The organism is Ahrensia sp. R2A130 (assembly GCF_000179775.1).
Classification (GTDB): Bacteria; Pseudomonadota; Alphaproteobacteria; order Rhizobiales; family Rhizobiaceae; genus Pseudahrensia.
The window spans coordinates 1-14,373 of the sequence record NZ_AEEB01000001.1 but is presented as its reverse complement, the minus strand read 5'-3'; the positions used below and the strand labels follow the sequence as shown (position 1 = coordinate 14,373).

12 protein-coding genes and 2 pseudogenes are annotated in these 14,373 nt (G+C 56.1%); 6 read left to right on the top strand and 8 right to left on the bottom strand.

Going from position 1 to position 14,373, the window contains the following annotated elements; translation table 11 throughout:
• Window positions 1–4: 4 nt before the first annotated feature.
• The 5 genes from R2A130_RS00070 to R2A130_RS00050 are packed head-to-tail and all read left to right on the top strand — an operon-like array spanning window position 5 to window position 4,281.
• Window positions 5–1,048 carry a formamidase gene (locus R2A130_RS00070; RefSeq protein WP_009462643.1) on the top strand — a complete coding sequence of 348 codons (1,044 nt, stop codon included), beginning with the start codon at window positions 5–7 and terminating at the stop codon, window positions 1,046–1,048.
• Complete coding sequence (locus tag R2A130_RS00065) at window positions 1,045–1,728, top strand: cysteine hydrolase family protein (RefSeq protein WP_009462641.1); 684 nt, start codon at window positions 1,045–1,047, stop codon at window positions 1,726–1,728. The genes R2A130_RS00070 and R2A130_RS00065 overlap by 4 nt, the downstream gene beginning before the upstream one ends.
• Window positions 1,725–3,251 (top strand): ABC transporter ATP-binding protein, encoded by a 1,527-nt coding sequence (locus tag R2A130_RS00060; RefSeq protein WP_009462639.1) that lies wholly within the window; start codon window positions 1,725–1,727, stop codon window positions 3,249–3,251. The genes R2A130_RS00065 and R2A130_RS00060 overlap by 4 nt, the downstream gene beginning before the upstream one ends.
• Complete coding sequence (locus R2A130_RS00055) at window positions 3,251–3,913, top strand: cysteine hydrolase family protein (protein WP_009462637.1); 663 nt, start codon at window positions 3,251–3,253, stop codon at window positions 3,911–3,913. Before R2A130_RS00060 ends, R2A130_RS00055 begins: the two co-directional genes overlap by 1 nt.
• A complete protein-coding gene (locus R2A130_RS00050; protein ID WP_009462635.1) occupies window positions 3,910–4,281 on the top strand; it encodes a cupin domain-containing protein in 372 nt (123 codons plus the stop codon). The genes R2A130_RS00055 and R2A130_RS00050 overlap by 4 nt, the downstream gene beginning before the upstream one ends.
• Window positions 4,282–4,460: 179 nt before the next feature.
• Here the strand turns inward: R2A130_RS00050 and R2A130_RS00045 are convergent, their stop codons facing one another.
• Window positions 4,461–4,799 carry a hypothetical protein gene (locus R2A130_RS00045; RefSeq protein WP_009462631.1) on the bottom strand — a complete coding sequence of 113 codons (339 nt, stop codon included), beginning with the start codon at window positions 4,797–4,799 and terminating at the stop codon, window positions 4,461–4,463.
• Window positions 4,800–5,896: 1,097 nt separating this feature from the next.
• Window positions 5,897–6,775: a hypothetical protein gene (locus R2A130_RS00040; RefSeq protein WP_009462629.1), complete on the bottom strand. Its 879-nt coding sequence runs from the start codon at window positions 6,773–6,775 to the stop codon at window positions 5,897–5,899.
• 656 nt (window positions 6,776–7,431) lie between these two features.
• Between R2A130_RS00040 and R2A130_RS18315 the strand changes: the two genes are divergently transcribed.
• Entirely contained in the window at window positions 7,432–7,827 is a 396-nt protein-coding gene (locus R2A130_RS18315) for a hypothetical protein (RefSeq protein ID WP_009462627.1), read from the top strand.
• Here the strand turns inward: R2A130_RS18315 and R2A130_RS18625 are convergent.
• The 6 genes and pseudogenes from R2A130_RS18625 to R2A130_RS00005 form a co-directional block, all read right to left on the bottom strand.
• Window positions 7,808–8,280 (bottom strand): annotated as a pseudogene (locus R2A130_RS18625) (ATP-binding protein); the annotation flags it as partial. The gene R2A130_RS18315 and the pseudogene R2A130_RS18625 overlap by 20 nt on opposite strands.
• Window positions 8,269–9,321 (bottom strand): annotated as a pseudogene (locus tag R2A130_RS17915) (IS21 family transposase); the annotation flags it as partial. The pseudogenes R2A130_RS17915 and R2A130_RS18625, both read right to left, overlap by 12 nt.
• A 227-nt stretch (window positions 9,322–9,548) precedes the next feature.
• Window positions 9,549–10,466 carry a LysR substrate-binding domain-containing protein gene (locus tag R2A130_RS00025; RefSeq protein ID WP_009462615.1) on the bottom strand — a complete coding sequence of 306 codons (918 nt, stop codon included), beginning with the start codon at window positions 10,464–10,466 and terminating at the stop codon, window positions 9,549–9,551.
• A 352-nt stretch (window positions 10,467–10,818) separates the two neighbouring features.
• Window positions 10,819–11,631 (bottom strand): endonuclease/exonuclease/phosphatase family protein, encoded by an 813-nt coding sequence (locus tag R2A130_RS00020; RefSeq protein ID WP_040304286.1) that lies wholly within the window; start codon window positions 11,629–11,631, stop codon window positions 10,819–10,821.
• A gap of 644 nt (window positions 11,632–12,275) precedes the next feature.
• Complete coding sequence (locus tag R2A130_RS00010; protein ID WP_009462607.1) at window positions 12,276–12,611, bottom strand: hypothetical protein; 336 nt, start codon at window positions 12,609–12,611, stop codon at window positions 12,276–12,278.
• Between the two features lie 124 nt (window positions 12,612–12,735).
• Window positions 12,736–14,373: autotransporter domain-containing protein (locus R2A130_RS00005; protein WP_009462605.1), on the bottom strand; the 1,638-nt coding region annotated here is incomplete at its 5' end.

Genomic DNA, 14,373 nt, shown 5'->3' with positions numbered 1-14,373 from the left:
GGTCATGAATGGACTTGGTGGCTTGAACAAATCCCCCAACGGGGTGGTGCTCGGCATGGTGCAGCTGCAACTGCCCGTGGTCGAAACGCCCGACGATCTGGCGCGGCAGACCACGCGCATCGTGGAGATGGTGGGCAAGGCGCGACGCAATCTCGACACGATGGACCTCGTAGTCTTTCCCGAATACGCGCTGCATGGCCTGTCGATGAACACGAATCCAGACATCATGTGCCGGTTGGACGGGCCCGAAGTCGCAGCCTTCAAACAGGCCTGCATCGACCACAAAATATGGGGCTGCTTCTCCATCATGGAGTTCAACCCCATTGGCTATCCCTACAACACCGGCCTCATCATCGACGACCGGGGCGAGGTAAAGCTGAACTACCGCAAGCTGCACCCATGGGTGCCGGTGGAACCGTGGGAGCCGGGCGACGCCGGTATTCCCGTCATCGAAGGCCCGAACGGCTGCAAGCTGTCGCTCATCATCTGCCATGACGGCATGTTTCCAGAAATGGCGCGTGAATGCGCCTATAAGGGTGCCGAGATCATGATCCGCACGGCGGGCTACACCGCGCCGATCCGCAACAGCTGGCGCTTCACCAACCAGTCCAACGCCTTCTGCAATCTCATGGTCACGGCGAATGTTTGCATGTGTGGGTCCGACGACTCCTTCGATTCCATGGGTGAAGGCATGATCGTCAACTTCGACGGCACCATCATCGCCCACGGCACGACGGGCCGCGCAGACGAAATTATCTCGGCAGAGGTGCGCCCCGATCTCGTACGCGAGGCGCGGGCGAATTGGGGCGTGGAAAACAACATCTACCAGTTCGGCCATCGCGGCTTCACCGCTGTGGCGGGCGGTGCGCAGGATTGCCCCTACACCTACATGCACGACATGGTGGCCGGGCGTTACGAATTGCCATGGGCGGACAACGTGAAGGTGCGCGACGGCACGTCCTGCGGCTTTCCCACACCACAACGACGCTACGGCGAAATGGGCACGGCGGCCGAACCGCATATCGCGGTGCCGGAGGCCGCCGAATGAGCGCCACCATCGCCGCCGACCCTTACGCTTGGCCATGGAACGGCGATCTGCGCCCGGCCAACACCGCGCTCGTCATCATCGACATGCAGACCGACTTTTGCGGCAAGGGCGGTTACGTCGATGCCATGGGCTACGACCTGTCGCTCACCCGCGCGCCCATCGAACCCATCCGCACCGTGCTGGACACCATGCGCGCGCAGGGCTTCCACATCATGCACACCCGCGAAGGGCACCGCGAAGACCTTGCCGACCTGCCCGCCAACAAGCGCTGGCGCTCGCAGCAGATCGGCGCGGGCATCGGCGACCCCGGCCCCTGCGGCAAGATATTGGTGCGCGGCGAGCCGGGCTGGAACATCATCGAGGAACTGGCCCCGCTGCCCGGTGAACCGATCATCGACAAGCCCGGCAAGGGCAGCTTCTACGCCACCGATCTGGAACTGATCCTACGCACGCGCGGCATCGACAACCTTATCCTCGCCGGCATCACCACAGATGTCTGCGTCCACACCACCATGCGCGAGGCGAACGACCGCGGCTTCGAATGCGTGATGCTGGAGGATTGCTGCGGCGCGACCGACCGTGGCAACCACGAGGCCGCTGTAAAGATGATCAAGATGCAGGGCGGCGTGTTCGGTGCCGTCTCGGACAGCCGCGCGGTGCTGAAGGCGCTTGCGCCATGAGGTCCGACACCTTCACGAGTGACGACGGCCCTATCGGCGTCGAAACGCTACACATGACGAAACGCTTCGGCGATTTCACCGCGCTGGACGACGTGTCGATCCATGTGCGGCCCGGTACATTCCACGCGCTGCTGGGCGAGAACGGTGCGGGCAAATCCACCCTCGTCAAATGCATGATGGGGTTCTACCGGCCCACCGCAGGCGAGATGATGGTGAGCGGCCAGCAGGTCGTCATCGACAACCCCAAACAGGCCCACACGCATGGGCTGGGCATGGTCTATCAACATTTCACGCTGGTGCCGTCGCTGACGGCTGCTGAAAATCTGGTGATCGCGCGGCAATCAACGTCAGACATCATCGACTGGCGTGCCGAGAACGAACGGCTGGCCACCTTCATGGAGCGCATGCCGTTTTCCGTAGCACTCGACCAACGGGTCGGCCGTTTGGCGGCAGGCGAAAAGCAGAAGCTGGAATTGCTCAAGCAGCTCTATCTCGGTCGGCGCTTTCTCATTCTGGACGAACCCACCTCCGTGCTGACGCCGCAGGAGGCGGACGAACTGCTGGGCATGGTGCGCGGTCTGGTGGACGATACGGGCCTGACCTGCCTGATGATCTCGCACAAATTTCGCGAGATCACCGCATTTGCCGATGACGTGTCGATCCTGCGCGCTGGCCGCCATGTCGGCGGCGGGGCTGTTGCGGACCTGTCGACCGACAAGATGGCCGCCTTGATGATCGGCGAAAAGACACTCGCCGGATCAGCTGACCGGCAAAATCTTGACGGCGAAATCGTGCTGGCGGTGCGCGGTGCCGAGGCCGACGACCGCTCCGGCATCAAGACCATCGCAATCGACACGCTCGATGTGCGAGCAGGCGAGATCGTCGGCATCGCGGGCGTGTCCGGCAACGGGCAGATGGAACTGATGGAAATGCTGACCGGCCAGCGCCCGCTTCATGGCGGCGACATTCACGTCAACGGCGAACGCTTCGCAGCCACGCGGCAACAGGCGCATGATCTGAAAGTGCGTTTCATCCCCGAAGAGCCGTTGCAAAACGCCTGCGCCGGTCGCATGAGCGTGCGCGAAAATCTGGCGTTCCGCAATTTCGACGCGGGATCCGGTTCGATTTGGCTCGACGGTCGCGCCATGACGCGCGAGGCAGCGCAGCTAGTGCGCGACTTCAACGTCAAGACGGCGTCACTCAATGCACCTATCGCGTCGCTATCGGGCGGCAATGTGCAGCGCGCGGTGCTCGCGCGGGAGTTGAGCGAGACGATTGGTCTGCTCGTGGTCGCGAACCCCTGTTTCGGGCTCGATTTCTCGGCCGTGGCAGACATTCGCGCGCGCATCGTGGACGCGCGAAATGCGGGTACCGCCGTCCTGCTTATCAGCGAAGACCTTGACGAGATTCTGGAACTGTCGGACCGCGTGCTCGTCATGTCGGACGGGCGCATCGCCTATGAAAGCTCTGCCGCCACGGTCGATCTCGATAGCGTGAGCCGGCACATGGCAGGGCATGCGTGATGGTGTCCGTACCCGCCCTCCCCTTCCCGTTTCCGCTGCGCGTGGACGAGGCCGCATTGTTGGTCATCGACATGCAGCGGGACTTTGTGGAACCGGGCGGTTTCGGCGAAAGCCTCGGCAATGATGTGCGCCCGTTGCAGGCCATCATTCCGGTGATCGCCGACCTTCTAGCCCTGTTCCGTCAGCAAGGCTTGCCGGTCATCCACACGCGCGAGTGCCACCGTCCCGATCTGACGGATTGCCCGAAAGCCAAACGTAACCGCGGCGATCCGCCCTTGCGCATCGGCGACGATGGTCCGATGGGCCGACTGTTGATTGCGGGCGAGCACGGCGCGGGCATCGTCGATGCGCTAGCGCCCATAGCGGGCGAAACCATGATCGACAAGCCTGGCAAGGGCGCGTTCCACGCAACCCCGCTGGGCGATGAACTGGTCGCGCACCGCATCACCCAACTGGTCGTGGCGGGCGTGACGACGGAGGTCTGCGTGCAGTCCACCATCCGCGAGGCCAACGATCGCGGCTTCGAATGCCTGCTCGTCACCGATGCAACGGAGAGCTATTTTCCCGCCTTCAAACAAGCCACCATCGACATGCTGACCGCGCAAGGCGCGATCGGAGGTTGGGCGACATCGAGCGGCGAACTCATGGAGGTCATAAGATGACGGTTGCATCGAATGCACAGCTCGCGACAATCGTCTCGCTCGCTGGTGAAGTTTGGGAAAGCCTTCCCTTCGAACCCTTCCGCCCCGGTGTCACCATACACCGTATAGTGACGGGGAAGCCCGAACTAGCGCTTCTCAAATACGAACCTGGCGCCCGTGTGCCGCTTCACCGTCATACGGATATGGAAACGATCTTCGTACTGTCCGGCTCGCAATCCGACGAAAACGGCACCTACCGGACGGGCGATCTGGTGATCAATCCGAAAGGCTCGGTCCACCGCGTCTGGTCCGATGACGGCTGTGTCGTCCTGTTACAATGGACGGCACCGGTCGAGGTTTTAAGTGATCTCAACGATGGTGGTGGATGACCCTGCTGCAATCTGGCTGCGGTCTCTTGAAAGAACAGGTTCTGACCTTCCGACAAACCGTGGCAATCGGTTTTCGAAATTTAGGGGAAGTGGAAGAATGGGGTGATCACCACCACGGCCTGAATGACGCACCGACATCGTCGCACAGCTCTTGCTGATGCTATTTTGCCTATGTTTGGCTATCGCAACGCCATCAGATTATAGGTTGAGTCCATATCGCCAGCAGACCACAGAGTCATAAACGGGTATGAGAGGTGTGCTTGCAAATGCATGACACCAAGAGCGCTTAGTACGCTAACTGCCAGTCGAACCCGTTCGTCGGGATCGTAGATCATCGGCAGCGCCTCGCTGCAGCGGTCGGTCTTAAGCAGGAACGTCGGAAAGGACGTTGTGCCGATGCGTCGGCCTTCGGCGAAAGCCTCATTGCTCAGCGCTGGATAATGCAGATCGGGCAGCACGACGTCCGGTGCGATTTCGGCCAACGATGGCGCGTAGGCATTGACGTAGTTCGGGTCCATGCTGGCACGTCGTGTTGTACAAGACTACGGAGAACGCAGATTTCGCCATAGAGCCTGAGGAATCAGCGACCTCAATTACGAGCGTTATCGGTCCCTAGGGATTCTGCCCACGAAGCCCGACTTTCGCTCGCCGAAAAAACCAAACTTTTGCCAACGGACCCGTTACTGCCCCAAAAAGTAACACATAGGGGCCATGGCCGTTTTTTCCCATTTTCGAGGAATCACGGCGGCGGACATGTCGAGGTACCAAACGACCCTGCCAAATGTGTTCGCAACACGGTAGAAATGCCACATGTGTTGAGATTAAGTAGCCATTACAGGGTGTTGTCAAAATTGGGTAACGGATAGGGGCCATTTGACTGGACTGAAAACATGATAGCCTCCGATCAAAAGCATAATAGACTTCGTTTAGTGCCAACCATGCGCTCGAACTTCTGATCGTACGGTCACTATCGGCAGCCAGCGAGATAGAACGCTCGACGGCTTGTCATACGCTTAGCTTGACGGTTACGCGGGTTATTAGTCGACTGCGCCAAGCGCATGAAGCGGACTACGTCGCCGAATTCTGTCATCTGCACCGCTCACTTTCCTATCCCAACCTGGACCGAGATAAGACCGGCGCCATCCACGACGCACAAAAATTTCTGATGCGCAGTCACCGATCGAACCGATCGAAACGTGCGACTTTGACGAGACTTCTGAACGGACGCCAGCGCCGCCAAACTGGCCAACGGACCCGTTACTACCTCAAAAAGTAACACTTAGGATGCAATCGGTAACGGATAGGATGCAAACCATTTTCGACCGTGACTTGGCACCCTTGAAGAGCTTCTCTCGAAATAGGGATTTCTTGGAGGATGAAGCGCATTTTATCGGCAATAACACTCCTTGCACGCTTACCAACTGCTTGTAATTCCAACTGTTTCAGCCTGCATGTTCAAATCGAGTAACGGATAGGATGCAACGTCATCTCATTGGCGGATCGCGTTGCGTCTAGAAGTGCGGTTCCGGTGTCGGACAGGCGAGAAAATGCTTTGTGCAACTTAAAGGTTCTGGTCCGCCAGTCAGAGTTCGACAGGCGTACCAGGCGCGTTGTGTCATTCCGCGCATGCGTTTCTCGTCGACCGGCTCCGCCAGTCTTTGAATTCATCGGTTTTTGCGAGGTCCTTGATCAGTTTGTCGTGGCTTATTGCCAATTGCGCGACCAATCGGTGATCGCCGTCATCCGAGATGTGCAGGACCGCGGAAACGAGTCCACTGAACGATCGCTCTTCCCTGCCCTCTTCCAAAAGCAAAGGGGTTCCGACATCCGCGACGAACATGGCGAGTTCTGAGGGTTCAAGTGGGGCCACGCCTGAGTGAGTAGATCCGGCCATCGATCCTCGGTGGGCTCTGGCTATGCGCTGGACGCCGCCACCGTTCTTCACGAACTCACAAAAACCATCGGGCAAGACACCTTTTGCTGCCACGGCGTCCAGGACAGCAGCCCATTCGCTTCGTTTGGATTTACCTCCCGCGGACGTCTCGTCTGGATAGAGGTATGAGATGAGAGCCGTGCACGCGTACCAAGACTGCCCTCGAATGCTGATACCGACCCGTCTCATAAACGCGGTCCATGCAGCCGGTTCTTCTAGGTACGGAAAGTACACCCTATAAGCTGCGGCCAAAGCGAGATAGGTTGCCTCTCGCGTTCCGATCTCGGCGTAATGTTCAACTTCGCGAAGTTGGTTGAAGGCATAAATTACCGGCTGTATCGCCTTGTGCGGGGGCGAAAAAAACGGTGATGAAAGATAATGCGGTTCATAGGGCACCAGTGCCTTCGATCCGCTGGGACGGGTCTTGGCATCATACGGTGCCGCGCTCTGCTGAACGCCGGATGATGCTTGGGAAGTTAGTAATACTAACTTCCCTTCATCGCTGGGCGCGTCCACAGCGTTAGGTTTCGAGGTATCTTTATTGTCGAATGAGTCCTGCATCGGGTAAGCTCCTACGCGCAAGTTCGCTGGTCCTCGGCCGGAGCCGAGTGGCTACAAGGGAAAAGCGATTTGGAGCGCGTCTATGATCTCACGCGTAGGCCTCACCTGCCTACGCTCAGTTATCGACGACCCTGCCAAAACAGGCCGCCGAATAGTTTGCTCGTCACGTCCAGCGCGCACGATCGGGCAGACCGCGTCACGCACCTGCATATTCAATCCGAAAGGACACTTCGTCAAATTATCTCGCATCCATCCACAAAACAGATGGTTGCCGAAATGCACTCGCGAGCAGGAACCGTTCTGTGATACACGTGTGTCACACAAAGACGTAACACCGTACGGGATTCGACGTGGCGAATTTTAACCAAGCCATTGAAAAAGATACACTTTCTTCTGACTTGGATATTGGCTTCCCCTCCAGGTTCCCCAGCCACTTCCCCTCTCCTATCCCCTGAATTGCAGCGTTTTCCGCCGCTCTATGTCCCCGGAAACACTGGGCGTTGCTCTTCGGTCCACATACGATTCCACAATCGCGTCCGCATTCATGGATTCGAACCTGAGCACGCTTCATCTAGAGCGAATTCGAAGGAACCTCAGGTGCACGGGCGAGATCCGTCGTGAGCGTCCGGCACCTGATCCGACGTGGAAACCGCAACGTGTATCGACGGCGCGTTCCGACCGTTAACCAGTCCTCCTACGGCACGCGGGACATTTTCGTCGCGCTGGGCGATATTCCAAGAGCAGACGCCGAACGCATCGCGCGGGGTCTCGATGTATTGCTGGACGACCTATGGAGCTCGCCAATGGACGACACGACGAACCCTGTCCGGGAGGCCCTCAACGACGTCGTGCGAACCTTCGTCCGCGAACAGTCCGATGAGTTCGCGCGAGACCGGTACGAACAGTCTCACCGGTTCGATGGTGCCGACTATACGCCCGTGAAAGGCTTAACCCCTTCTGCGGGAATGGCATCGAACGGTTCGCCGACGAATTCGACGCCACTGCGGATTCGTCAACGCCGGACTAATAACCCACCAATACCGATGCGGTGACGAAGCCGACCGGCAGGTCCTTTTTGCAAGCGGTCAATCCAAAGCCCGAGTGCGATATGTGTCTTGCCGGTTCCGCTGTTACCGACAGCAATGATGTTCTCGCGGACAGTGACGTAATCGCAGCGTGCCAATTCCATCAACAGCACCTTGCTCAGGAACGGCATGTCTTTGAAGTCGAAGCTATCGATGCTTTTGATTGTTGGGAATTTGGCGGCCTTAATCCGCCATTTCACCATCCACCATCCGCCGTTCACTGTCGATCAGTTCCAGTTCCGCCAGTCGCAACAGATAGCGGGAATGATCGATACCTTCAGCCGCACATTGCTTGGCAACTTTATCGTGCTCTCTCAGGAAGGTTGGCAACCTGAGGGATTTAAGGTGATTGGCCGGCAGAAAAGCTGTGGCGTCTTGTTCATGTCCCCGCCATGATCGCCCACCGGATAGCAGCGCCATGTAATCACCAGCAGATGTCGCGGCGACATAGGCTTTGGGCAGGTAGGGATAGACTATCATGTCCAGCCGGGGTGGACGGCGTTCAATCCGGCACAGCACCAGATGTTTGACGGCATCAAGGCCAATCATTCCTCGTTCCAGAGCAGATACGATCCCGGCTTCGACATCGATCATGGAGAAGGTCTCCAGCAGACGTAACACTTGGACAAACTCCCGCTTGCCGGGCTTGCCATGCGAGCTTCCATCAATCGGCGCAGGGTGATGAACGCTTCAGGCAGTTCCCAATCAGCCAGCGGTGCCGCCCGATCCAATGCGCTAATCTTCTGCTCTATCAGCGCCAGATAATGCACTGCTCTTGCCCTGCGCGGAACCCAAGGGAATGGATCGAAGACGTAATCCTTTTTCTCCCATGATCGTGGATGACGGGCGATCATCTCCGTCCCGCGGGCAGTCACCACTTCATGAACGTAGCCACGCACCATAACCGGTTGATGGCCGTATTGGGTGGGAACGGAATAATCGTTGCTGCGGTAGCGAACCAGAGACAGCGAACTGACCCGAACCATTTGTTTGTCACAAGCATCGTAGGGAACGGCAGGCAAAGGCTGAAGCGCGGCAGCGTCAGCGGTAAACCGTTCGCCAATCGTGCCTTTATGGCCCCGCAATTTGTCCGCCATTCGCTTGCGGCATTGTTCCCACAGATAGGTATTCAAATCGTCAAAGCTGGCGAACCGCGGCTAGGTAACCATGAAGTTGCTGGTCAAAAACGGGGAGGGTATAGTCCTTCACGATGGTGATGCCACCAGCATATCCATGCTCGTCACGCAGCCGTTCGAACACCCGTTTCGACGTATGCTTCTGCTTCCGGGGAACGGTCTTATCAGTTTCCAGGATCGCGTCGGTGATCCCGACAAACGGATCCAGCGTCGGTCGCTTCACCGGCTTGAAACGACGATAACCTGGCGGTATCGAAAACAGCAGCATCTTATCGACAGTCCGACGAGCAACACCAAACAAACCGGCAGCTTCACGTCGGCTCATACCGTAAATCAAAATGGCATGGCGTACTCGACCATACAAACCCACGCTCTTCACCAATCCCTCCGATCAAACAGAGAGCCTATCAGTGGCGGAGTTTTACTCCGGCCCCAACGTTATAAAACGCCCGTTCATAGGTGGAATATTGCTCCGGCGTTCTCAGGTTTTGGTAGCAGACGCTTTTGGCAGCACTGACCGTGCAGCGGCGACAGTTACACCTTCGAGAACCTTCAATCCTCCGTTTTTTCCATGTTCTGCCAATGTCTGACAGAGCATCCGAGCTCCTCTTCAAGCCACAGCCTGAATTTCAGGACATTTGGTTTTCGCGCTGAGTTTTGCGTGCTCGCAAACCAATACGTTGCGCCCGTCAATGTTCGTTGGCGAAACGGAGACACAACCAGTCCACGTTCCAGTGCATCGCATGCAAGTGTTTCCCATGCCATGAATATGCCTTGGCCAGTGATGGCTGCATCCAGGCAAAGCGAGGCATCTGCATAGGTTGGTCCCGCTCGTAGTTCTGGTGTCGGTACCCCTCGTTCTGAAAACCAAGCGTCCCAGCCATAAAGATTTTCGTTCTCACGAATGATGGGCAATCTGGTTAGGTCTGCGGGTGAACTAATGCGCCTTGCAAGACTGGGCGAGCAAACCGGAAAAACACGTTGATCGAGTAGTTTGATCGCGCCGACGCCGAGCGCGGAGTCCTCGCCGACCCGAATGCCGATATCAACTTCGGATCTCTCCAAGTTGACCACTTCGATTGTGGGAACAACCCTTATGCTGATTGCCGGGTTTAGCTCGTTAAAACGCTGAATGCGCCAAATGAGCCAGCGACTTGCAAAGATTGGTGCGACGGAGACAGTAAGCACGGCTCCGTCAATCGCGCGTATTTCTGAAACGATTCCCGACAGGTCAGCAATTGCATGTGTCAAGCGGGGAAGAATTTCCGCGCAAACCCCCGTCGGTTTTAAACCGGCAGATGTTCTGAAGAACATAGCCCGGCCTAACGCGCCTTCTGCCTTGGCCAACCTTTGACTTAGCGCACCAGCAGTAACGCCCAGTTCATCCGCCGCACGTGCCAGGGTGCCGGTGCGAGCGATGGCTTCGATGGTTCGCAACGCTGAAAGTGGTATAGCATTGAGATCGTGCATTTAGTTTTTCTAAAGGACGTAAGTTCCGAAGTCGATTCACAACCCGCCTGTTTCGGGCAAGGCTTGGAACATGAGACAGTGCCTCACCTCCCTTCTTAAAGCGCTAACCGCTACGGCAGATCAAAGTCGGCGGACGCTGGACCAAGAAGCCAATTGGCGCAGAGATCCATTGTCTCACCCTGCCATCCAGCAAATGAGCGAGCGTGAGCGTGCAGATGTCCCGTTTGATCCCGACAGCTTCGAAGCTGAATAGAGGGTTGGAGTTATATGTACCGGTAATTCCAAGTGCGGCCATTGCGATACGCGTGCTCCAGTAGGCCACATGTGGTGAAGCCGATTGCCTGAAACGCATCTATGAAAGTTCGAGCACGAGAGTTGCGTGGTCTGAAACTTCCGGCTGAGTTAAAACATCGAACGCAGCAACGGTCACTGCATCGTTTACAAACATGTAGTCCGCGAACCGCTCCGGTTTCAGGTAAAGAGCCGTACGCGTGGTCTCGAAACCCCGTGACGTTACGAGTTCGGTCAGGCCAAGTCTTGACTGCAAAATCCTAAGCGTTTCGCTGTCCGGGCACACATTGAGATCGCCGCACACCACCAAACGCTCTCCTTCCCGGTGCACCACATCAATCAGATCGGCAAAACAATGTGCCTGCGCCGCGCGTTCTGGTGTGTCGTCCTTGCCCGCGAGATCGCGCAACCCATGTAGATGAGCAATTGTGACTGGCTGGTCCGCCACGAAGTCGTAGAGACGGACTACATGCGCTGAGCGAGATCGGGGGTGGTCACCATAACCATGCGCACCGAACCCTCCATGGGCGAAGTCCTGCACCTGCCCGATCACAGTTAGTTCTCGACGAACAAAAGTCGCCAATCCCCATTCGGATGGGTATGCATGCTCACCATGCCACAAATCACCTCGTGCGGCAGGACAGAACGTGGCGCGGTGGCCCGGAAGGGCTTCGCAGATTTCATCAAACATACGTGCCCGTTGAGGGAGTATCGTACCAATCTTTGGATCACGATAGTCCATCACCGCTGCGGGAGCGTTCGGCGTGTGAACCACCTCTTCCAGACACAGAACATCGGGTGCAAGTTCCGGCAGAAATGCCAGCACTCGGTCGTGTGGCCGTCCACCCCACGCGTTGAGAAGAGCAATACGCATAAGCGATTAGTTGACGCTTACGCGCAGAGACGCAAGCGATACGGTTTGTGGTTCGGCTGAGTTCCCTTATTCGGCAGTCGGGTTCTGCGACGTGGCGACTGTCATTTAGTCTGACGGAGCACCCTCGACGCTTATTTCTTGGGCTCGCTGCAGGCGCATTACCGGGACTGGTTTGTGATGGCCTGTTCCGCCGCAGCCTCATCCCCCTTGTCGCAAAGACGCGCGAAAAGGCGCATCTCTATTGTCGGCGTCCCAGCTTCACACACGGACGCAAGAAAAATCAGCCAAGAGGCGTTGTTGGATGAGAAGCGACTGCTCCTATCTTCATGCCACTGACATCCGGAACAGAACTCGGGTTACCATTCTACCAAGCTGGAGTCGGTTTCCATCAAGCTGGTAGCTGGGTGCAGGTCGCTACGTTTGCCATCTGAGGCTATGTCACGCTGGAATGCTGAAAAAACGATCAGCGCCGTGAATGCGTCGTTGGGGGCTTCCTCCGGAATAAAATGACCCGATGGCATGGGCGAGAAATGAGGCAGGCCGCACCAACCCCGCCAGATGCGCTCGACATAAAAATGACGCCCTACGACACCCTCATCTCCCCACATAACGAGCGTCCGACACTGTATCTTTCTGCCGTCAGGTCAATCTATTTGATCGTGCTTCCGGTCAACGTGGAAACCTGCGCGGAAACACTCGCACTTGGCCGCAATAGCTTCGGGCGTTTGGTTGCAGGTTAAGTATGCCTCCAAAGCCAAGTCATCGTACTGCACGACCTTGTTGGACAGCCCCAACAGGATCAGCCGTACGAAACCAACGGCGTCTACCGCGATCAGGGTTTCTGGCAACGGATGGTCCTGCGTCAAGAATGAGAAATAGAAGTAATCCTGCGCGATCTGTGCGTTTGAAAGTTCATAAAAATCCAGCCCAGGGATGACATCTATAAACGCAAGTTGGGTGACTGCTTCCGGGTGACCCAACGCAAGTCTTCGGGCTATCCGCGCTCAACAGCTGCCCTGCCCCATGGAGGTGGTCCACCGTCAGAGTTACAGCTCATTCTGTTGAAATCGTCATTGTGTGCGGAAGGACTAAATTCTACGGGCATTATTGCAAGGGAATGGATAGTTTGACTGCTCCAGAATAGATATTTGCGTTGGATCCAATGCCACCCAACCCGCCTGATAAAGAGATTTTCGCGCCCCCGGTTGAGGTGATATCGAAGCCTAATCTCGTAGACCCGGTAATGCCCAGAGTTTCTGCCGCAATTGACCCGTTTGTGAACTGGCCGCCATCACCAAAAGCACTCACTCCTTCGAAGCTTCCAAAAACAGAAATGGTTTTGTCTTCGCTAAACTCAAAGTTGCGGGAGAACTTTGGTCCAATGCGCACTTCTCCCTGCGAAACTGTGCGCTCGGGAATGCCTATATTTAAGCTGTCGGAATACGCTTCTTGAGTTTCACTAATATAGCTAAGCTCCAGACCTGGTGTGATGTTCCAATACCCAACTTCAAAGTCCCCTATTAAAGCAGCGCTGATCAGCCAGCGGCTTGTATCGAAGGTGTCTGTGTAGGTTCCAAATGGGTTGATGTCGTTTCGGGATTGTCCCCATGCCGCACGGGCATCAAAATGAAAATTCTGTCCGAGTTTAATTGTGCCGTATGGACCGATCATCCATCCTTGGCCATTCACTTGCGCTACATCATCTTTGAATTTCGTTTGGTCATATTGAAACGAGAACCCAACAAGCGCTTGCGGTGATAGGAGATAATCCAATCCAAAGTGAGCAATCGCAAATTCCCCGCTTTCTGCAGCCGCGTCAGAAAAAGCAAATTGCCCCTCCGCCCAAAAATCCCATTTGCTGGTTTTATAAAAGGCATCATCCAGACGGTTGAATGCATGATGCATTTTTTGAAGACGATTGAAGCTTGTCGAATAAGAAATAACATTCCCATTTAAGGCGGCATCAAACGGAACTGGATTTGTTACGTTGAACCCAAAAGCTGACACAGTGCCGGTTGACGGACCGCCGTCTCCACCTCGTAAGCGGTCAATGCGGCGCGAACGGCTTGGTTGATGAGACAGAATGAGTCCGTTACGTGCGCCCAGAAAGTTACTGATAATCTTACCCGTTGTATCGCGGGTTTCCAGCAGGTCGAACGTGCAGATCAGGTGTCCACCGTCGGGCAAATTAAACTGAACTGTTCTAGTGCTGAGATTAACAACTGCGTTTGGATCGTCGCACGTGATAGCTTGGGTACCAATACCATTTTCGGACAAATCAGTTTGAGTGATGGAATGCTGACCTGCGTCAACATCATTGATTACTGTCAGTCCGGTCTCCGCTCTGGTTACGACATTTAAGTTCAAGCTAGTTGTCGCGGAAACAAAATTCACACTCGTGTCTGTACCGGCAGAATTGACAACCAAGGTCACGGTTCCCCTGGCTATGAAGGAAGTCGTCAGTTCAGATGATGCAATATTTCCGTTTGACGCGTTATCAGTAACCGTGTTGGCGGAAACCTGAACCACTACAGAACCGGTGTTCGCAGGTGTGATGACGGACGTAAATGAATTTCCAACGCCAGCAACTGGCGGACTGCTTGTTCCATTCACAACTCGAATGTCATTTAAATTATCAAATCCGGATACCTGTTCTGAAAATGTATATGTAACAACATAGGGCCCATTAACAATTGCGGCGCCGGTAGCCAAGGTAACCGTTGGAGAAACTGTGTCAGCAGG

Excerpts from the sequence above, each read along its gene's own strand:
- R2A130_RS00065 (WP_009462641.1), top strand. The coding sequence starts at position 1,045 with ATGAGCGCCACCATCGCCGCCGACCCTTACGCTTGGCCATGGAACGGC.
- R2A130_RS00050 (WP_009462635.1), top strand. The coding sequence starts at position 3,910 with ATGACGGTTGCATCGAATGCACAGCTCGCGACAATCGTCTCGCTCGCT.
- R2A130_RS00055 (WP_009462637.1), top strand. The coding sequence starts at position 3,251 with ATGGTGTCCGTACCCGCCCTCCCCTTCCCGTTTCCGCTGCGCGTGGAC.
- R2A130_RS00045 (WP_009462631.1), bottom strand. The coding sequence starts at position 4,799 with ATGGACCCGAACTACGTCAATGCCTACGCGCCATCGTTGGCCGAAATC.
- R2A130_RS00040 (WP_009462629.1), bottom strand. The coding sequence starts at position 6,775 with ATGCAGGACTCATTCGACAATAAAGATACCTCGAAACCTAACGCTGTG.
- R2A130_RS00060 (WP_009462639.1), top strand. The coding sequence starts at position 1,725 with ATGAGGTCCGACACCTTCACGAGTGACGACGGCCCTATCGGCGTCGAA.
- R2A130_RS00020 (WP_040304286.1), bottom strand. The coding sequence starts at position 11,631 with ATGCGTATTGCTCTTCTCAACGCGTGGGGTGGACGGCCACACGACCGA.
- R2A130_RS00025 (WP_009462615.1), bottom strand. The coding sequence starts at position 10,466 with ATGCACGATCTCAATGCTATACCACTTTCAGCGTTGCGAACCATCGAA.
- R2A130_RS00070 (WP_009462643.1), top strand. The coding sequence starts at position 5 with ATGAATGGACTTGGTGGCTTGAACAAATCCCCCAACGGGGTGGTGCTC.